At 74.2% G+C, this 18030-nt stretch carries 23 protein-coding genes and 1 pseudogene; 12 read left to right on the top strand and 12 right to left on the bottom strand.

Annotated elements, in window-relative coordinates:
- Positions 1 to 135 precede the first annotated feature (135 nt).
- Positions 136 to 636: a hypothetical protein gene (locus ACFV0G_RS01080; protein ID WP_380539476.1), complete on the bottom strand. Its 501-nt coding sequence runs from the start codon at positions 634 to 636 to the stop codon at positions 136 to 138.
- A gap of 259 nt (positions 637 to 895) precedes the next feature.
- Between ACFV0G_RS01080 and ACFV0G_RS01075 the strand changes: the two are divergent.
- Together ACFV0G_RS01075 and ACFV0G_RS01070 are read left to right on the top strand one after the other, a co-directional pair.
- Positions 896 to 1356 (top strand): annotated as a pseudogene (locus ACFV0G_RS01075) (helix-turn-helix domain-containing protein).
- A 48-nt stretch (positions 1357 to 1404) separates the two neighbouring features.
- On the top strand, positions 1405 to 1815 hold the full coding sequence (locus ACFV0G_RS01070; protein ID WP_380539473.1) for a VOC family protein: 411 nt from the start codon (positions 1405 to 1407) through the stop codon (positions 1813 to 1815).
- A 93-nt stretch (positions 1816 to 1908) separates the two neighbouring features.
- Here the strand turns inward: ACFV0G_RS01070 and ACFV0G_RS01065 are convergent, their stop codons facing one another.
- The gene (locus ACFV0G_RS01065; RefSeq protein ID WP_380539510.1) at positions 1909 to 2280 is read right to left on the bottom strand and encodes a carotenoid oxygenase family protein; all 372 of its coding nucleotides are present in this window, start codon (positions 2278 to 2280) and stop codon (positions 1909 to 1911) included.
- A 107-nt stretch (positions 2281 to 2387) separates the two neighbouring features.
- Between ACFV0G_RS01065 and ACFV0G_RS01060 the strand changes: the two genes are divergently transcribed.
- Positions 2388 to 3014, top strand: a complete 627-nt coding sequence (locus ACFV0G_RS01060; protein WP_380539470.1) for a hypothetical protein — start codon at positions 2388 to 2390, stop codon at positions 3012 to 3014.
- A gap of 54 nt (positions 3015 to 3068) precedes the next feature.
- The gene (locus tag ACFV0G_RS01055; protein ID WP_380539467.1) at positions 3069 to 3647 is read left to right on the top strand and encodes a DUF4328 domain-containing protein; all 579 of its coding nucleotides are present in this window, start codon (positions 3069 to 3071) and stop codon (positions 3645 to 3647) included.
- A 31-nt stretch (positions 3648 to 3678) separates the two neighbouring features.
- Here ACFV0G_RS01055 and ACFV0G_RS01050 read toward each other — a convergent pair whose 3' ends face one another.
- The 5 genes from ACFV0G_RS01050 to ACFV0G_RS01030 form a co-directional block, all read right to left on the bottom strand.
- Complete coding sequence (locus ACFV0G_RS01050; RefSeq protein ID WP_380539464.1) at positions 3679 to 4149, bottom strand: hypothetical protein; 471 nt, start codon at positions 4147 to 4149, stop codon at positions 3679 to 3681.
- Entirely contained in the window at positions 4139 to 4432 is a 294-nt protein-coding gene (locus ACFV0G_RS01045; protein WP_380539507.1) for an SDR family NAD(P)-dependent oxidoreductase, read from the bottom strand. Before ACFV0G_RS01045 ends, ACFV0G_RS01050 begins: the two co-directional genes overlap by 11 nt.
- Before the next feature lie 154 nt (positions 4433 to 4586).
- Complete coding sequence (locus ACFV0G_RS01040; protein ID WP_380539516.1) at positions 4587 to 4787, bottom strand: hypothetical protein; 201 nt, start codon at positions 4785 to 4787, stop codon at positions 4587 to 4589.
- Positions 4788 to 5026: 239 nt separating this feature from the next.
- The gene (locus ACFV0G_RS01035; RefSeq protein ID WP_380539461.1) at positions 5027 to 6823 is read right to left on the bottom strand and encodes a hypothetical protein; all 1797 of its coding nucleotides are present in this window, start codon (positions 6821 to 6823) and stop codon (positions 5027 to 5029) included.
- Positions 6820 to 7581, bottom strand: coding sequence for an ABC transporter ATP-binding protein (locus ACFV0G_RS01030; protein ID WP_380539458.1), 762 nt, complete (start codon positions 7579 to 7581; stop codon positions 6820 to 6822). Before ACFV0G_RS01030 ends, ACFV0G_RS01035 begins: the two co-directional genes overlap by 4 nt.
- A gap of 143 nt (positions 7582 to 7724) precedes the next feature.
- Here ACFV0G_RS01030 and ACFV0G_RS01025 point away from each other — a divergent pair, with 143 nt between their 5' ends.
- Positions 7725 to 8561, top strand: coding sequence for a DUF4253 domain-containing protein (locus tag ACFV0G_RS01025; RefSeq protein ID WP_380539455.1), 837 nt, complete (start codon positions 7725 to 7727; stop codon positions 8559 to 8561).
- Positions 8562 to 8621: 60 nt separating this feature from the next.
- Here ACFV0G_RS01025 and ACFV0G_RS01020 read toward each other — a convergent pair whose 3' ends face one another.
- Together ACFV0G_RS01020 and ACFV0G_RS01015 are read right to left on the bottom strand one after the other, a co-directional pair.
- A complete protein-coding gene (locus ACFV0G_RS01020; RefSeq protein WP_380539452.1) occupies positions 8622 to 9461 on the bottom strand; it encodes an LLM class F420-dependent oxidoreductase in 840 nt (279 codons plus the stop codon).
- Between the two features lie 144 nt (positions 9462 to 9605).
- A complete protein-coding gene (locus tag ACFV0G_RS01015; protein ID WP_380539449.1) occupies positions 9606 to 10064 on the bottom strand; it encodes a hypothetical protein in 459 nt (152 codons plus the stop codon).
- A 119-nt stretch (positions 10065 to 10183) separates the two neighbouring features.
- On the opposite strand from ACFV0G_RS01015, the gene ACFV0G_RS01010 reads away from it, so the two are divergent.
- The 3 genes from ACFV0G_RS01010 to ACFV0G_RS01000 all read left to right on the top strand — a co-directional run bounded on the left by ACFV0G_RS01010 (position 10184) and on the right by ACFV0G_RS01000 (position 12806).
- Positions 10184 to 10969, top strand: coding sequence for a methyltransferase domain-containing protein (locus ACFV0G_RS01010; protein WP_380539446.1), 786 nt, complete (start codon positions 10184 to 10186; stop codon positions 10967 to 10969).
- A gap of 154 nt (positions 10970 to 11123) precedes the next feature.
- Entirely contained in the window at positions 11124 to 11669 is a 546-nt protein-coding gene (locus tag ACFV0G_RS01005) for a carboxymuconolactone decarboxylase family protein (RefSeq protein ID WP_380539443.1), read from the top strand.
- A 240-nt stretch (positions 11670 to 11909) separates the two neighbouring features.
- Complete coding sequence (locus ACFV0G_RS01000) at positions 11910 to 12806, top strand: alpha/beta fold hydrolase (RefSeq protein WP_380539440.1); 897 nt, start codon at positions 11910 to 11912, stop codon at positions 12804 to 12806.
- A gap of 43 nt (positions 12807 to 12849) precedes the next feature.
- Here the strand turns inward: ACFV0G_RS01000 and ACFV0G_RS00995 are convergent, their stop codons facing one another.
- Both ACFV0G_RS00995 and ACFV0G_RS00990 read right to left on the bottom strand, forming a co-directional pair.
- Positions 12850 to 13518, bottom strand: a complete 669-nt coding sequence (locus ACFV0G_RS00995) for a hypothetical protein (RefSeq protein WP_380539437.1) — start codon at positions 13516 to 13518, stop codon at positions 12850 to 12852.
- A gap of 96 nt (positions 13519 to 13614) precedes the next feature.
- Positions 13615 to 14079, bottom strand: a complete 465-nt coding sequence (locus tag ACFV0G_RS00990) for a hypothetical protein (protein WP_380539434.1) — start codon at positions 14077 to 14079, stop codon at positions 13615 to 13617.
- A gap of 190 nt (positions 14080 to 14269) precedes the next feature.
- On the opposite strand from ACFV0G_RS00990, the gene ACFV0G_RS00985 reads away from it, so the two are divergent.
- The 3 genes from ACFV0G_RS00985 to ACFV0G_RS00975 all read left to right on the top strand — a co-directional run bounded on the left by ACFV0G_RS00985 (position 14270) and on the right by ACFV0G_RS00975 (position 16340).
- Positions 14270 to 14611: a carboxymuconolactone decarboxylase gene (locus ACFV0G_RS00985; protein ID WP_380539431.1), complete on the top strand. Its 342-nt coding sequence runs from the start codon at positions 14270 to 14272 to the stop codon at positions 14609 to 14611.
- A gap of 124 nt (positions 14612 to 14735) precedes the next feature.
- Positions 14736 to 15227, top strand: a complete 492-nt coding sequence (locus ACFV0G_RS00980; protein WP_380539428.1) for a DUF1269 domain-containing protein — start codon at positions 14736 to 14738, stop codon at positions 15225 to 15227.
- A 96-nt stretch (positions 15228 to 15323) separates the two neighbouring features.
- Positions 15324 to 16340 (top strand): hypothetical protein, encoded by a 1017-nt coding sequence (locus ACFV0G_RS00975; RefSeq protein ID WP_380539425.1) that lies wholly within the window; start codon positions 15324 to 15326, stop codon positions 16338 to 16340.
- Between the two features lie 150 nt (positions 16341 to 16490).
- Here ACFV0G_RS00975 and ACFV0G_RS00970 read toward each other — a convergent pair whose 3' ends face one another.
- A complete protein-coding gene (locus ACFV0G_RS00970; RefSeq protein WP_380539422.1) occupies positions 16491 to 16952 on the bottom strand; it encodes a pyridoxamine 5'-phosphate oxidase family protein in 462 nt (153 codons plus the stop codon).
- A 179-nt stretch (positions 16953 to 17131) separates the two neighbouring features.
- Between ACFV0G_RS00970 and ACFV0G_RS00965 the strand changes: the two genes are divergently transcribed.
- Entirely contained in the window at positions 17132 to 17860 is a 729-nt protein-coding gene (locus ACFV0G_RS00965) for a class I SAM-dependent methyltransferase (protein WP_380539420.1), read from the top strand.
- Positions 17861 to 18030 lie beyond the last annotated feature (170 nt).

Below are 18030 nucleotides of genomic sequence, written 5' to 3'. Positions count from 1 at the left end.
CGCGCCTGGGCGGGCGCCCCCCCCGGCCCCGCCCCCCCGCGCGGGGGGGGGCCCGCCCGCCCCCCGCCGGCCCCCCCCGGGCCCCCCCCCGGGGCCTGCCGCTCGGATCCCGCAGCGGCAGGGCCGCCGTCGGGGTCAGCGGTGGATGCGCGTGGCCGGGGATCCGGTCAGCCAGTGCCCGTTGGCGTAGAACTGGCCGTAGACCAGCGAGCCGTCGGGGAAGTTGTGACCGATCGTCATCGACACCCAGGCGGCGCCCGGCACGCAGCGGTTCTGCATCGGGGACTCCCAGTAGCCGCCCGTCCCCCAGAACCGCACCTTGTAGTTGCAGATGGTGACCTTGCCCCCGACGTTGGTCACCTCCACCCACACGACGTTCAGGCCGCTGCCGTAGACGTCCAGGCAGGTGGTCGAGGCGTTCTCCGACCAGGCGCAGTTGTTGGTCGAGGTCGCGTTCGCCGACGGCGCCGTCGCGAGGAGCAGCGCACCGGCGGTGACGGCGGCCAGCAGGGCGGCCGTGCCACGCCGGAGCAGCCCGCCGGCGCGGCGGGAGCGGCCGGCGCGGAATCGGCCGGGAAGGGGACGGTCGGGGCGGGCACGGTCAGGGCGGTGGGCACGGAAAGGGGAGCTCGGCATGGGCGTTCCTCTTCCTTGGGCGTCATCGGGTCCGTACGACGGCAGCGCAGGCTTCGACGATGACCGGTGGGGCGGATCGGCGTCCGCGATCCCCCCGGATGGCATGCAGGGGATATTTCCATACCGGAACAGGACGACACAATCGAATTCTCTCAAACCCCAACCATTCGAACATATATGACAGAACGTCAGGCATGCGGCGAGCGAGCGGCCACGGCCGGCGGCCCGGGGCGTCGGTGGGCCGTGGTGGGATGGGGTCATGGGCCGCGCCGCCGAGGAGAGCAACCGCCGCATGCTGCGGGCACGGGATGCGATGGACCGCTCCTACGCCCAGCCGCTGGACGTCCCCGCGCTGGCCCGGATCGCCCATGTCTCGCAGGCGCACTTCACCCGCACCTTCCGGGCGGCCTTCGGCGAGACCCCGCACCGCTATCTGCAGCGCCGGCGGATCGAGCGGGCGATGTTCCTGCTGCGGACGACGGAGCGGCGGGTGACCGAGATCTGCTTCGACGTGGGGTTCGAGAGCCCGGGCACCTTCAGCCGCACGTTCCGCGACATCGTCGGCTGCTCCCCCGGGCGTACCGCAGGCAGGCGCCGGCCGTGAACGTGCCGACCTGCTTCACCATGGCGTGGACCCGGCCGAGCCTGCGCCCGGCCGAGCCGTCCGCCTCCCGCGCCGCCGGCGCCTCCGGTGCCGGCTCGGAATCGCCGGCCGACTGAGCAGTTTCGGATAAGTTCCGGCCGGCCGCGGCCAGTAGCGTGAGGCACATGTTCAACGCCATCACGCACTCGCAGATCTACGTCCTCGACCAGGACGAGGCCCTCGACTTCTACGTCGGCAAGCTCGGCCTGGAGGTCGGCGCCGACGTCGACCTGGGCTTCATGCGCTGGCTGACCGTCAGCATCCCCGGCGACCCCGGTCGCCAGATCCTCCTGGAGCGGCCGGGCCCGCCGGCGATGTCCGAGGAGACCGCCCAGCAGGTCCGCGAACTGGTCACCAAGGGCGCCACCGGCGGCTCGCTGATCTTCAGCACCGACGACTGCCGCAAGACCTACGAGACCCTGCTCGCCCGCGGCGTGGAGTTCACCGAGGAGCCCACCGAGCGGCCGTACGGGATCGACTGCGGTCTGCGCGACCCGTTCGGCAACAACATCCGCTTCACCCAGCCGACGGCCTGACCCGGGAGGTCCGGGTGCGCGCGGGGGCGGGGACGGGCATCACTCCCCCGCGCGCCCGCGGCGGCTGATGCCGTGGAGGCCGCCGGCCCCGGGTCAGCCGTTCCGGTCCTCCAGCCAGTTGCCGTGGAAGCCGAAGGGCACGCGGGCGGGCAGGTGGACGGTGGCGACCGGGTCCGCGGCGAGGTCGCGGCGGCCCGCGGCGTCGTACGTCCGCGCGCCGTCGATGAGGCGGCCGGTACGCACCCAGCGGTTGCGGTACGAGACCGCGCGTCCGGCGTCGAGGCGCACTCCGTGGATCAGCCCGTCGCCGAAGAACCGGTGCCCGGAGGCGGCGTCGGCCGGGTTCGGGCCGTTGCGCAGGTACCAGCCGGACAGTGCGGCAGGGACGCTGCCGGTCACCGGCAGGTCGTGCGCGGTGAGCTCCTCGGTGACCGGGGCGTAGTTGCCGGAGAGGTGCCGCGGGATAATCGGGCCACCTGCCCGGCCCCGGCCCGGATCCGGGCGACGTACCGGACGGTGAAGACCATCGGGACGGCGAAGCCGGCGATCTGGACGAGCGTCGCGCTGGTCGTGTGCGCCCGGTCGGCGCGGGCCAGGGCGGCGAGGGCGATGGCGGTGGCGGCGAGGGCCGCCGGGGCCGCAAGGAGTACGCCCTCACCGACGAGGGTCTCGCCGAGCTCCGGCACTGGCTGACCGAGACCACGCCCCGGTGGAACACCCGCAGCGACATCCTCCTGCGGGTCTTCCTCCTCGGCGTCCTGACGCCCGAACAGGCCCACTACTACCTGACCGACCTGATCGAGATGTCCGACCAGGGCCGCCGCGACCTCGAGAAGCTCACGAAGTCCGTCGACCGGGACGAGGACAACCTCTCCGTCTACGGCCGGATCGCCCTGGAGTACGGCCTGCGCTTCAACGCCATGCGCCGCGAATGGGCCCGGTGGGCCGCCGACCGCATCGCCGAGCAGCCGACCCCGCCCGCCACCCCGGACGGAGGCGCCGCCCGGGGGTCACGGTGGAGGGCCTCGGTGGAGCACGCGACCACCGACCGGGTCCCGCGGTCAACTCGTGGGCATGGAAGCAGTCCCGGCCGCGGCCGTGGCATACCTCGCGGATGCCCACCGGCTCGTGATCCGACCGGCCCGTCACCGCCTCCGCCGGCCCCCGAAGGACGCGGGCCGCGGGTCTGGACGGGATGATCGTTCGTCTCGTACTCTCGCCGACGATCATCGTGCGAGAGAGCGAGGATGCCGATGACGGACGCCCAGCCGGCGGACCCACGGGAGCCGGCCACCCATCTGAAGGTCCTCACGGGTCTGCTGACCGCGGGCACCGTTCTGATCAGTACGGCCTTCCTCTACGCGCCCTCGCCCGGGGTGAGGGGCGTTCTGGGCCTGTGCACCACGGGTCTGGCGGTGGCCTACCTGATCGTGCGGAGCGTCTGGATCCGGCGCTGCTGGACCAACGCGGACCTGCTCGCCCCGGGGAGCCAGCGGAGCGGGCGCGGCTGGGCCGTGGGCGGCTGGTTCGTCCCGCTGGTGCACCTGTGGCTGCCCAGGCGCGTCCTGGTGGACATCCTGCGGGCGGGCGGGGACGAGGAGACCCGGCCGGTGGACCTGTGGTGGGCGGTCGTGGTCGCCGTCTTCCTCGCGGGAGTCGCCGCCATGGCCCCCGGCATCCATGAGACGGCCCTCCTGGTGGGCAGTGCCCTGACGGTGGTCAAGGCCGTGCTCTTCATCCGCCTGGTCGGCCGGGTGACCGGGCGGCAGACGGAGCGCCTGGGGCTCGCCCCGCTCCCGAGGTACGGTGCGCGGGCGGCCGAACGGGCCTGACCCGCGAGGGCCGGCCGGCAACGGCCGGCCGTCAGCGTGCGTCGAGGACGGCAGTGCCCTGGAGGACCAGCCCGCGCAGCCGGGCCTCCTCCAGCCGCCGGCCGAACGCCTCGGCCTGCTGCAGCGGCTCCAGCGCCATCAGCCCGGGCGGCCAGGTGCCGGGCGGGACCACGATCACCAGGACCCCCTGCCGGTCGGCGGCGGCCGCCAGCCACGTCCCGGAGGCCTCCACCGACGGCTGCGGCTCCCACACCTGGCGTCCGCCGACCAGCACCAGTCGCTCGAAGGACCCGTCGCGGACCTCCACCACCGCAGTGGTCGCAGGCGGCTCCCCGACCGCGAGCGCGAACCCGCTGTCGACGGCGTCCACGACCAACTCGCCGTGCCAGTCCTCGCCGACCTCGACGATCGCCTCCGCCACCGAGCCGCCGTCGTCCGTCTCCCGTACGGCCAGCGCCCACACCATCGGCGCCGCACGCCGGTCACCCGTCTCATCCGCCACACCCGTCCAACGAGCGGCGGACCCAAAGCGCACCCCCGGGAACGGAACGGCGCCCGGACGCCACCACCGCCGCCACGGACTCCGGTGCGATGGCGGCCGCCGGGTCGTGGGGCAGGCCGAGCCGCTCGTGCAGCCGGACCTGCATCGGGGTGTCCACCTCGCCCGGGTAGACCGTGGTGACCCGGACGCCGTTGCCGTACTCCTCGGCGCGCAGCGACTCCGCCACCGCCTTCAGGGCGAACTTCGACGCCGCGTACGCCACCAGTCCGGGCGGGGCGTGCAGACCGGCGCCGGAGTTGAGGAAGACGACGTGACCGCGGGCCGCCCGCAGGGGGCGGGCAGCAGGATCCGGGAGAGTTCCGCAGGGGCGAGCACGTTGACCGCAAAGGTCACCTGCCAGTGGGCGCCGGCCGGTTCCGCCACGCCGCCGGGTTCCATCACCCCGGCAACGTGCAGCAGCGAGTCCAGCCGCGGCGGCCCCGCTGGTCGGCGAGGGCCTCGGCGAGTCCTTCCGGCGCGGCGAGGTCGGCGACCGGTGTCCGGCCGCCCGGGATGGCCTCGCGCAGGTGCGCGGCCCGCGCGGAGTCCCGGGCCAGCAGCCAGAGCTCCTCGACGCGATCCGCCAGCAGCCCGGCCACCGCCGCGCCGATTCACGACCCGGCCCCCGTGATGAGATGGACACCCATGGGGCGACCCCGCCTTCCGTGCCCCGGCCCGGCGGCCGGCAGGCCCCCGACGAGGGCCCCATCGGAGTCTGCGGCCCGCACCCGTCCCAGGTCAGGGGCTCCAGGACCGCGCACGGAGGCAGGGCGGCCGGGCCGGGCGCGGCGGCCGGGCGCGGGCGGCGACGTCCGCACGCCCCCGGCCGCCGTGGCCGTCAGGCCTGGCGGGGCAGCTCGGTCGCCCTGGTCCAGGCCCACCGCAGCAGGGTGGCCGTCAGCACCGCGGACAGCACCGCCGCCTGCCAGACCGCGTTCGACGTGCCGGTGCGCAGCGCCGCCGCGAGCGGCAGGGTGAGCACCAGCAGCGCCACCGCGGGCCCGGCCGCGTACCAGGCGGTGAACATGAGGATCCCGGTGCTGCCGGCCGTCGGGACCGGCCGGTACAGCAGGTCACGGCGGGCCTTCCCGCGGCAGGCGTTCACCAGGCCGGCGCCGACCAGCGCCGGTACCGCGATCAGCGGGAGCCACGCCGTCGGCCCGCCGCCGGCCAGCACCGCGGCGGCCGCGCCGGCGGTGGCCAGCAGCACGCCGAGCACGGCGGGCACGATCGCGTGCCGCAGCATCAGCCCGGCGAACGGGTACGGCGACCACGACGCCCGGCGGACGTCGTCCGTGTCGATCCGCGCGGGCTCCAGCAGCTGGGCGACGGCCAGGTAGCCGAAGACCAGCGCGCCCGCGGCGGCCGCCCAGGAGAACCCGCCGCGGGCCCCGTGGGCCAGCTCGGCGCACAGCTGGGCGGGCACGGTGAGCAGCACGGCGCGGCCGAGCCGGGCGGGCGATCGGACGAGCGCGAGGGTGTCCCGCCAGAGCACGACCAGGTAGCGCCGGCGCGGGGCGGGCAACCGGACCCGCAGCTGCCGGTCGCCGCCGGTGGCGCCGGCCACCGCCAGCCGGGCGGCGCGCAGCTCGACCGTGCGCAGCGCGGCCAGCACGCCGGCGGCCGTCCTGGCCCGCTCCCGCAGCAGGGTCAGCGACACGGTGGCGGCGGCCCGGTCCGCGAGGACGAGGCCGGCCGCGGTCGACCCGACGGCCAGCACGGCGGCCACCCAGGCACCCGGAACGGCGGCGGGCGTCGGCGCCAGCGCGGCGATCGCCGCCCAGCCCCACGGGCCCGACCACATCTCCGCCAGCTCCAGCCAGTGCACGGGGTGCCCCGCGACGGCCAGCACGCTCTGCACGATCAGCACCAGGATCAGCACGGCCGCGTACGGGGTGAGCCGGCGGACCCAGCGCGCGGCGCGCTCGCTGCGCTGCACCAGCAGGGCCGCGCAGACGCCGAGCAGCGGCACGCTCACCCCGCCGACCAGGCACCAGCCGAGCGCGGCCGGCAGCCCGACCCGCACGGTCAGCCCGAGCGCGACCATGCCGCCCACGGCCGTGATCAGGCCGGGGAAGAGGGCAAGCCCGCAGGAGAGCCAGAACCAGGGCCGCAGCACCGGCCGCGGGCGGACCGGGTGGGCGAGCAGCCAGTCGGCGGTGGCCCGCGGCGGGACGACCGGTCCGCGCCAGAGTGCGTCGCGGACCGCGAGCAGGACGGTGGCCAGCGCGCCCGCGGTGACGGCGGTGGGCATCGCGGCCAGCAGGTCGGGGCCGTGCCCGGTGTAGTCGGCGCCCATCGACGCCTGCAGGAACAGGCCGAGGCTGGGCACGCCGCCCCAGATGACCAGGATGAGCAGGGTGCAGTAGAACGCGAAGCCGACCTGCTTGGCCCGGTTGAGCCGGTGCGGGGCGCGCATGGCCCGCAGCAGGGCGAGTGCCTCGTCGGTCCAGTCGTCGTCGTCCGTCCACTCGGCGTGGTCGTCGTCCTCCGGGGAGTCCCCGGGGGTGGCGAGGGGCACCTCGGACGCGGGCTCGCCGCCGTCCGCCGGCAGCCCGGCCGTGTCGACATCGGTGTCCGGACCGCCGTCCCCGGCGGTCGGGCGGTGCTCGGCCGCGGTCTCCCGGCCGCTCACCGGGCACCGGCCGATGCGGCCCGGCCCGGGCCGGCGGCGTAGCCCCTGGCCTCGGCCGCGAGGACCTGCGCGGGAGGACCCTGCTCGATGACGCGCCCGTCCTCCAGCACGACCACCCGGTCCGCCACCTCCAGCGCGAGGTCGGTGTGGTGGGTGACCAGCAGCACCGCAACGCCGTCGGCGAGCTCCGCGGTGAGGAGGTCGGCGAGCCGGCGGCGCGCCTCGGGGTCGAGGCGCTGCTCCGGCTCGTCGAGCAGCAGCAGGTCGCGCGGCCGGACGAGCGCGCAGGCCAGCAGCAGGGCCTGCATCTGCCCGGAGGAGAGGGCGGAGGGCAGCGCGTCGGCGCGCTCGGTGAGCATGCGGTCCTCCAGGACCTGCGCGACCCAGTCGGCGGGGTCGGCGACCCCGTGCGCGACCGCGACCAGCAGCAGGTGCTCGCGCACGGTGAGGTCCGGGTAGCAGGCGACCATGTCGCCGACGACCGCGACCCGCGCCCGGATCCTGGGGTCGTTCTCGTCCATCACGAGCCCGTCGAACCGGACGGTGCCGGAGGTCGGCAGGTCGCGTCCGGCGGCGACCCGCAGCAGGGTCGACTTGCCCGAACCGTTGTGGCCGAGCAGGGCCACGCACTCCCCCGCCGCCAGGGTCAGATCGACGGGGTGGAGCACCTCCCGGCCGCCGTACGAGCGGCTCACCCCGGTCAGTTGGAGAAGTGCCCTCCGCTTGGTGGCAGATGGTCCGGCGGAGTGTGTGGCCATGTGGTCGGTGCCTCTCGACGAGTCGTCCGACAACAGTACCGACCCGCTCCGCTGCCCCCGGGCCCACCACGGCCGACGCCTGCCCGCGTGGTCCTCACCCGGTCCGGCGGGACTGTCGGTCCCCGCCCCTAGCGTGTGGCGCCATGAGCCATGCGACACCGCCCGCCGCGGACCTCGGCCGTCTCTTCGGCGGCGTACCCGCCGACCCGTCCGCCCTGCCCGCCGGGCTTCCGCCGGGCCACCTGGTCCGGGCCGACGAGGGCGCCGCTGCACGCCCGGTGATGTGGATGAGCGACGGGCCCGCCCCCGCGGGCCTGTGGGAACTGCTCCACCGGGCACGCGCGGCCTCCGGGCTGTGGCCGCTGCTGCTGGCGCCGCTGCGGCACGACGAGGAATACCGCCCCTGGCAGTCCGCGGAGCTGTACCCGGAGCAGGTGTCCTCGCCCGACCTGTACGACCCCGCCGCCCTGCTCGCCCGCCGGTGGACGGAGTCCGCCACGGACGAGGACGAGGACCCGGAGGTGCGGGACAGCCGCGCCCCCTTCGGCCGGAGCTGGCCCGGCCTCGCCCCCGCCCCCGCCCGGGTCGACGATCCCGATGCCCGGGCCCGGGCGCTCGCCGCCCGGCTGCTCCGGGAGAACCCCGCCCTGCGGATCGGACTCGTGGCGGCCGGCAGCGGCGCCGAGGCACTGAGCGTCTGCGGCTGGAGCGGGCCGGTCAACCACGAGTCCGACACCGCGAAGATCTCCGCCGTCCTGCTGGACTGGGAGCGGCGCTTCGGTGCGCAGGTCGTCGAGGTCGGCTTCGACACCTTGCACCTGAGTATCGCCGCACCGCCCACCGACATCGCCGAGGCCCTGCTCGTCGCGGCCGAGCACGCGACCCTCTGCCCGGACAACATCTTCCAGGGCCCCGGGACACTGGCCGCCTACGCACCCGACCTGCTCGGCGCGGACTCCTGGACCCTCTGGTGGGACTGACCGGCCCCGCACCGCGACGTCGCCGTCCGGACCGGCCGACGGCAGCAGGGCCCGCCCGGCTCAGGCGAGCGGGGACAGCGCGTCCGCCAGGGGCGCCAGCACGGCCGGGGTGTGCGGGGGCGGCAGGTAGACGATGGCGAGGTCCGCGCCCACCGCACCCATGGCGGCAGCCTCCGCTGCTGTCGCGGCCGAGTCGCCGGTGAACCGCACCTGGGCGGAGAGCACGATCTCCGCCGGATCACGGCCGAGGTCCGCGCAGTGGCGGTGCAGCACGTCGCGGGCCCGGGCGAACTGCTCCGGAGTGCCGCTGTCGAAGTTCCAGTGCTGGGCGAAGCGGGCGGCGGTGCGCAGGGTGCGCCGTTCGCCGCTGCCGCCGATGCAGATCGGCGGGTGCGGCTGCTGAAGGGGCTTGGGATGGCACCGTGCGTCGGTGAGCTCGTAGTACCTGCCGCGGAAGGTCGTGGTCGGCTGCGGCGACAGCAGTTCGGTGAGCACCGCGCAGGCCTCCTCGAACCGGTCACTGCGCTGCCGCGGCGTCCCGAGCGGGATGCCGTACGCCGCGGACTCCTCCTCGTTCCAGCCCGTCCCGATCCCGAGCTCCAGCCGGCCGCCGGACACGATGTCGAGCGTGGCGGCCATGTTGGCCAGCACGGCCGGGTGCCGGTAATGGATCCCCGTCACCAACGTGCCGAGCCGCAGCCGCCGGGTCGCCTGCGCGAGCGCGGTCAGCGTGATCCAGCCCTCCAACCGGGGCACGTCCGGCCCGGCACCGTGCATCGCATGGAAGTGGTCGGACGTCCAGCCGGACTCGAACAGCCCGATGTCATCGGCCGCCCGCCACACTTCGAGCAGATCGCCCCAACCGGTGTTCTGCGGCGATGTCTTGAAGGCGAATCGCATGACCCCACGCTACGCCCGGCCGTCAGCCCGCGGCAGGGTCACCGCCGCCCGACCCCCGCCGGCCGGGCGACCGCGCTGTGGTCCCGCGAGCGCGGCGGGGTCAACTGCACGGAGTGGCCTGCCAGTGATCGATCCACGGCGCCGTCACGAGGGCGTGGAGGCGCCGCACTCCGCGCAGGAGTTCCTCGGCGCCGCCTCGGGCGTCTCGCAGGTGATGTTGGCGAGCTCCTCGATCAGGTGGCCGCCGCACTGCTCTGCGGGGTGGATCACCTCGACCGAGACCTCGACCGTCCAGGGCGGTCCCGACCGCAGGTCCCAGGCACAGCGGCGCCCGAAGAACAGGCCCGCCCGCAGGACCACATCACCGACCGGCACCAGGCCGAACACGCCGGCGAGCGGCCGGCCCAGGACCGTGTGATAGGCCAGCCCATCCCCGGGTCGCGCGCCCGGACCGGCCTGCGGTGCCGTGCGTTCGGCCAGCTCCCGGACGAGGGCGTCGGTCTCGGCCAGCAGGCCGGTGATCCGCCGGGGCGCCGCCGGCTCGGGGAACACCCAGCGCAGATCGCCGTCGGCCAGCGGCACCCGCGTCTCCGTCTCGTCCACGCAGCGCAGTGTGCCAGTACGCGAGCCACGGCCGGACGCCGACCGCACCTGACGGCCCGTCGGCGACCTTCGGCAGCGGCCCGTAGCCGCATCTCACGGGGAGTTGGTTGACTGGCCGCATGACCTCATCCGTGTTCGAGACCGCCGTCCCCGATCCGATCGCCTACCTCGACCAGGTCGCCGCGACCGATCTCGGCCGCTCCTACAAGCAGCGGATGCTCGACGAGCTCGACGTCCGTCCGGGCCAGACCGTGCTCGACCTGGGCTGCGGCCCCGGCACGGATCTCGCCGCGCTCGCCCGGGCCGCTACCGCGGCCGGTTCGGTGATCGGTGTCGACCACGACCGGGCAGCGGTCGAGACCGCCCGGGAGCGGACCGCCGGGGAGAGCGGTGTCACCGTCCGGCAGGCCGACATCCATGACCTCCCGCTGCCGGACGGCTCCGCCGACCGCGCCCGCACCGACCGGGTGCTGCAGCACGTCGCCGATCCGGCCCGGGTGCTCGGCGAGATCCACCGGGTGCTGCGTCCCGGGGGCCGGCTCGTCCTGGGCGAGCCGGACTGGGACACGCTGGCCGTCGACCATCCGGACGCCGGCCTCTCGCGGGCGTTCACCCGGTACGTCACGGAGCGTGCCGTCCGCAATGCCGCGATCGGCCGGCAGCTCCCGCGGCTGGCCGTGGAGGCCGGGTTCGCGGTGCCCTCGGTCATCCCGATCACCCCGGTCTTCCGCGACGTACGGGCGGCCGACGCCATCCTCGGGCTGGAGCGCACCACCCGACGGGCCGTCGCCGCCGGGTACTTCACCGAGGGGGAGGCGCGGCAGTGGCTCGACCACCTCGCCACCGGGCCCTTCCTCGCCGCGGTGACCTTCTACTGCGTGGTGGCCGAGTCCGGGAGCGCGTAGCGAATGCCCTGCTCGCGGCCGCTCATCAGCCGCTCGGTGACCCCACCCGACGAGTGAGACGCACGTCACACCGGCCGGGCCCGCCGGCCCTGTCACGTTTCGCCGGGCCGTGCGGTCAACCCTCTGGAACCGTCACCACGGCAAGGAGATCGCCATGAACCCCCGACTCAACTTCTACGGCAACCCCGTCGCGACCAAGGTCGCGAAGTACATCAAACCGGCGGGGGCGCGGGCGCGCGGGGCGGGCCCCCCCCCCGCCCCCCCCCCCCCGCCGCTACACCCCACCGGCCCCCGGCGACGCCGCGACCCCCGCCCCCCCCCCCCCCCCCCAACCCAGGAGCTGGTGAAGATCCGGGCCAGCCAGATCAACGGCTGCGGCTTCTGCCTCGACATGCACACCAAGGACGCCGCGCACGCCGGCGAGACCTCCCTGCGCCTCCACCTGATTGCGGCCTGGCGCGAGGCCACGGTGTTCACCGACGCCGAGCGGGCCGCCCTGGAGCTGACCGAGCAGGGCACGCGCATCGCCGACGCGGCGGGCGGCGTCACCGACGATGCCTGGGAGAACGCGGCCAAGTACTACGACGAGGACCAGCTGGCCGCACTGGTCTCCCTGATCGCCCTCATCAACACCTACAACCGCTTCAACGTGATCGTCCAGCAGCCCGCGGGCGACTACCAGCCGGGCCAGTTCGGCTGATCGCCCGCGCAGCGAGGGCCCCGGACGGTCGTGGCGCCACCCGCGCCCGCCACCGTCCGGGCCCTCGCCCCCCCCGGGGCCTCTCAGACACCAGGAGGCCTCGTCGCCCGCCGGACCGCCCCTGTTCGGCCGTCCGGGGGACGCACGGACCCGGGCGACCGCGCGGTCTCGCCTCGGTGGTCCTTACCGCGGTATGGACCACCGATGACATCGGCCCGGCGGATGTGCCAGGCTGCCGGCATGCCCTTCTTCCGGTCCTACGACGGCACCGCGCTCTGGTACGAACTCACCGGCACGGGGGACCCGTTGGTGGTCCTGCCCGGCGGTCCGGGGATGGACGTGCGGTATCTGGGCGGTCTCGGCGGACTGGACCGGCGGCGACGGCTGGTGCTGGTGGACGCTCGGGCCTCCGGGCGCTCCGCCGTCCCCGAGGACCGCGGCACCGTCTCGTTCGTCGCACAGGCCCGCGACCTGGAGGCGCTCCGGGTCCATCTCGGGCTGGAGCGGCTCGACCTGCTGGCGCACTCGGCCGGCTGCCTCACGGCCCAGGAGTACGCGGCGGCGTACCCCGGACGGGTCCGCCGGGCCGTGCTGGTCACGCCGGTCGGCCGGGCGGGACGCGAGCCCGATCCCGCCGAACTGGCCGCGCTGCGGGCCGCCCGGTCGGCCGAACCCTGGTACCCCGACAGCGCGGAGGCGGACCGGCTGCTGGCGGAGGGCGCCCGCCCGGGCGCGGAGACCGCCGACCTGCAGCGCCGACTGCAGCCGTTCTTCTGGCACCGCTGGGACGAGGACCGGCAGGCCGAGTACCGGCCGGGCCACGCCACCGCGCTGCCCTGGCTGCGCGAGGCGTTCTACGCGGGGACGGCCGGTCCGCACGACCTCGCCGAGCGGGTGGCCCGGCTCGCCGCGGCCCGTACGCCGGTGCTGGTCCTGGCCGGTGCGGCCGACGGCATGATCGGCACCGCTCCGGCCCGGGCGGTCGCGGCCTGCCACCCGCACGGCCGGCTGGAGGTCCTGGCGGAGGCCGGGCACCGCCCGTGGGTGGAGGAGCCGGAGCGGTTCGTCGCAGCGGTCACCGGGTTCCTGGACGCCGACGGCCTCGGATCCTCATCGCCGGGCACCGCGCCGGTGTGACGGCGACAGTCCGCACAGGGTTGGCGGCCGGGCCCGTACCGGCTCAGGACCTGCGGACCCGGGAAAGGCACAGGGTGTACGCGGTCGAGCCGCGCTGCTGGCCGAGTGCGAGGTCCGACCCCGGGTAGCCGGTGCAGGAGTCCGGCTCGACGGACTCGAACCGGGCGACGACCCGGTACTCGGCGTCGGGGCCCGCGCAGTCGACCACGGCGACGTCGGGCAGCATCGACTCCCCCGCGGTGTGGATGCAGTCGCCCACGTCGGCGTAGTCGACGCTGGTCGTCGCGTCCAGGACGATCCCGCCGACGATCAGGGCCGGCAGCAGCAGGCCGAGGATCTCCACCCGCAGCAGCAGCGGCCTGCCCGGCCTGAGCGGTGTGCCGATCGCACCGGACGCGCCGGGTCCGGGCGGGCCGAGCCGGCGGATCTTCGCCAGGGCGCCCAGGTTGAGCAGCAGTACGACCGGGTTGATGATCAGCGACGCGACGCCCCACCAGCCCTGCCACAGGCTTCGCGCCGTCATCCGCCGGTGCACCGCGATGCCGCAGGTCCGGCAGAACGGCCCTTCCGTCCGCGGGAAGCGCATCAGCACCATGATGCCCTGATGGCCGCGGACCGTGACGTCCACCGCGGGCACCGCCCCGCAGAACCGGCAGGCCGACCAGGCGCCGGACGGCACGGGGAACGGGAAGGACGGCGTCGGCGCGGACATAGGGATCCCCGGGTCGGAGCGGCTCAGCGGGAGGCTCGGAAGCACGGGGATGCTATCGGCCCGCGCCGACCGACGATCAAGGGGTCCCGCCAGGACTCAGTCGAGGTCCTGTTCCGCCCGGTCGGCCTCACGACGCGCCAGCAGCGCCTCCAGCACGGCGTACTCGGCCTCGTCGATGGCCGACAGCGCGAAGTCGATCGCATCGGCGGCGTAGCTCTCGGCGAACCGGACCTCGCGCCGTGCGGCCTCGGCGTCGTGCCGAGCCGCGCGGTCGGCCCGCTTCTGCCTCGCCCGGGCCACGTGCCGGTGCCAGCCGGACTTGACCTGGGCCCAGCCCTCGGCGCCCTCCGCCTGCCCCTCGGCAGCCCTCCGGTGCAGTTCGCCCGTCCGCTCGGACGCCCGCGCCTTGGCCCCGACCACAGCCTTCGCCAGCCTGTCCCGGTCCTCGGCGTGCGCCGCCCGGACCCGCGCCTCGGCCTCCTGCGCCTTGGCCGACACCCGTGCCAGACCTTCGTCGTCCGCCATCGCCATCCCCTCGTCCACGGATTCGGGCGCCTTCATCCTGCACCCGCGCCGCGCACTCTGCCGACGTGCCCCGCCCACGTGGTCGGCGGCCGGCCGGCCGGTTCACCGCATCGCCGCATCGCCGGGTCGCCGGGTGACCACGGGCAGGCTTACCGTCGAGACGCAGGAGCAGACGGTCGCCGTGCGGCGGCCGCCGACGCCTCCTCGCCCGCGAACGGAGCCCGACATGACCACCATGTCCGAAACCCCGGTCCTCGACACGCTCGCCGCGATGACGATGGACTCCGTCGAACGGTGCGGGATGAGCGAGCACATGCTCATCCTCACCCGGATCGCCGCGCTCGCCGCCTCGGACGCCCCGGCGATCTCCTACCTCGCGCACGTCGGCCCGGCCATCGAGGCCAACGTGACCATGGAGCAGCTCCAGGACGTCCTGGTCGCGATCGCCCCCATCGTGGGCACCGCCCGCGTCATGTCCGCCGCCGGACACCTCACCGAGGCCCTGGGCGTGGCGATCGCGGTCGCCGACGCCGAACTGCAGGCCAAGCTCGAGGGCGGCACCAAGTAGGGCCCGGCCTCCCCGGAGGCCGGTGCGCGGCCGACCGGGCCGCTCGGCACCAACGGCGGGGCCCTCCGCGGGCCCCGCTGCGCAGCGCGCACGCCCGTACGCGTGCGCGAGATCGGAGAGCCAGATGGCGACGCTGACGGTGTGGCGCTTCCCCACCGCGACCGGCGCACAGGAAGCACTGGACACCCTGACGGACCTCCAGCGCCAGGAACTGATCACCGTCGAGGACGGGGCCGTGGTCACCTGGCCCGAGGGAACCAAGAAGCCGAAGACCCACCAGCTCAGCACCCTGACCGGCATGGGCGCGCTGGGCGGCACGTTCTGGGGGCTGCTGTTCGGCCTGATCTTCTTCGTCCCCATCCTCGGCATGGCCGTCGGTGCGGCCGCCGGCGCGGTCGCCGGGCACTTCGCGCCCGTCGGCATCGACGAGACGTTCATCAAGCAGGTGCGCGACCGGGTCACCCCGGGCACCTCGGCGCTGTTCCTGCTCACCTCCCACGTCGTCCTCGACCGCGTCAGCCCGGCCTTCCAGGGGCGGCACGCCGAGCTCATCGAGACGAACCTCTCCGCCGAGCAGGAGGCCCTGCTCCGGCAGACCTTCGCCGACGAGGACTGACCCGGCCCGCCCCTCGTACACCCCGGTTGCCCGAAGTCCCGGCAACCGGGGTGTACGCAGTGCCGCGTGTCAGTGGGTTGCCCCAAGATGCATACCGTGGACCTGCGACCGGAACTGACACCACCACCCGTGAGCCCCGAGCGCCTCACCCACCTCTGCGACGCCATCGAACGGATCGCGGACCTGGTGCCGTCCCGATCCCCCGACGCCGAAGCCGCGATCACCGCCTTCAACGCCCATACGGGCCACACCTACGTCGCCGTGGACTTCGCGGAGTACGAAGGCAGCCGCAGCACCGCCGATTTCGCACGGGAGGCCGCCCGCCCCGCCCGTCCCCGATCGACGGACATCACCCGGGAGGAGCTGGTCGAAATCACCCGCCGACTCCTCACCGCGGACCCGGACACCGACTACTACCTGCGACTCCTCCAGGCGAACGTGCCGCACCCTGGGTCAGCGACCTCGTCTTCCACTCCCCGACCACCCTCCGGGACGCCTCCCCGGAACAGATCGTCGACGCGGCGCTCGCCTACCGGCCGATTGCCCTGTGAGCGCAGGGCGCCGCGGGAGCGGGATCAACGGAATCCGGTGGAGACCGTCACCGCTGTGGGGCATCCTGCGGCGATGAAATTCGTGGACGTCAACGGTCGGATCGGTCAACTCGGCGGCGTGATCAGCCCGCTTCGCTACCTCGCCCGGCTGCCGGAGATCTCCGACGGCCTACCTCCAGGCGCACGCGCCTTCGCGACGGACGCGGACCACTACGACTTCGCCGGCAAGCGATGCGTCAAGGACCTGATGCTCCATCACCTCGTCCTCCCCGATGACCACCGCGGGGACGCGGTGGCCCACTTCCGCCACAACTGCTGGAAGCACGAGGAAGATCTGGTCATCCGCTACACCGGAGTGACCGACCTCGCGCTCGACAGCCCGAACGCGGACCGGACGGGCCTCGGCCCCGTGATCCTGGACGAGATCCTCCCGCACGAACACGGCTGCACCCACGAAACAGCATTCCGCCCCGGCACGCTGATCGTCACCGCGCGCGACCTCACCGCCACCTGGATCGAGGCAACCTGCGAGGATTCTCTCGACCCGGGCCGGCGGGGCTGAGCCGAAGGAGCCCGTCGGTCCCTTCAGCGGCCACGTTGACCCATGTGATGGTGCCGTCGGTGAACCTCATGGAGCCACCCCTGAACGCCGGTACTGCCGAGAGGGGTTGGGCCACAACGCTCCGGGACGGTCCGACCTTCTTCTCCGCCGCTATTCCAACCATGTCCCGTCGCGCATGATGACCCTGCCGCGCAGTTCCGGCTCACCGCGCCAGGCACGCACATGCCTCGGAACAACGCGCACATACAGAAAGGAATCCTCCTCCGCACGCGGGTCCCAGCCGAACTTCGCGGCAAAGGCCTCCGCCGCCTCTCCGGGCACGTCCTGGTCCGGGAAGCACTCCGCCTCGCCCTGAAGGAGCACCACGTCGAAGGTGTCCGGCAGCGCCAGTCGCACGCGCGGGTCCTCGCGGACGTTCCGCGCAGTCGCGCACGTGGCACCGGTACACATCCACACTGCGAGCCCGTCCCACAGGAACCACAGCGGCACCTGGTGCGGCCCGTGATCAGGATGTGCCGTCGACACCCACACGTCCCGCTCGGTGACGAGCCGTTCCAGAGTGTCGCGCCTACGCTCCGCCACCTGGCGGCGAACAATCCCTGTGGTCTGCATGAGCGCCGACGTTAGCCAGCAGACTCGGAACGGCGCATGAGGCAACGGACCTACTCCCGGCGACCGATCGGACTCTCGGACCGCACCTGAGATCCGGCGTCACCCTGGTCGGGAGTGGTCGTTGAGTCCGCGAGACTGACAGCAGGAGCGCCGACCCCAATCCGGGTACGCTCTCGGGCATGTCCAACCCCGCGCTGTCCTTTGGTTCCGCTGCCCGCCTGTACGACTCGATCCGGCCCACCTACCCGGTGCGGGCGGTCGCCTGGGCCGTCGGCGCCAAGCCCGTGCGCGTACTGGACCTGGGGGCGGGCACCGGGCTACTGACCGGTGTACTGCGCGCCGCCGGCCACGATGTGGTCGCGGTCGAGCCCGACGAACAGATGCGTGCCGTGGCCGCCGAACGCCACCCGGGCACGCAGGTGCTCGCCGGCAGCGCCGAGGACATCCCGCTGCCGGATGGGTCCGTCGACGCCGTCGTGGTCGGGCAGGCATACCACTGGTTCACTCCGCAGGACGCACTGCCGCAGATTCACCGGGTGCTGCGCAAGAACGGTGTCCTCGCTGCGATGTGGAACATCCGTGACGATCGGACCCCGTGGGTGGCCGCGCTCTCCGGCATCGTCGGCAACGAGGGATACGGCCTGGAAAGTGCCTGGCAGTACGGGCCAGTGACGCCGTGGTTCACCGAACCCGAACGTGGCTCGACCGAGCACACCGTGACCGTCCCGACGGACCGGCTGATCGACCTGGTGCGGTCCCGCTCCTACTACCTGACCGCCGACGCCGCCGAGCAGGCCCGCTTGGACCGGGAGATCGGCGAGTTGGCCGCCACCGACCCGGCCCTGGCCGACCGCGACCGCGTCGACATGCCGTACCGGACCTGCGTCTACCGGATGCGGCGGGTCTGACTCCTCGTGTCGACGGCGACGCCCTGGACAGGCGGTGAGAGAGAAGTCACCGACCGTCGGCCGGCGAGCGCCGGGCTGCGCGGACTGTCCCACAGCCCGAGGGGAGCCGGGTGGGTGCGGGGGCGCCCGGGGGGGGGAGCGCGGGCGCGAGAGCTGGCGCACTCTCACGC

The organism is Kitasatospora sp. NPDC059571, assembly GCF_042735675.1.
Classification (GTDB): Bacteria; Actinomycetota; Actinomycetes; order Streptomycetales; family Streptomycetaceae; genus Kitasatospora.
This window is presented reverse-complemented; position numbering and strand designations above follow the sequence as displayed.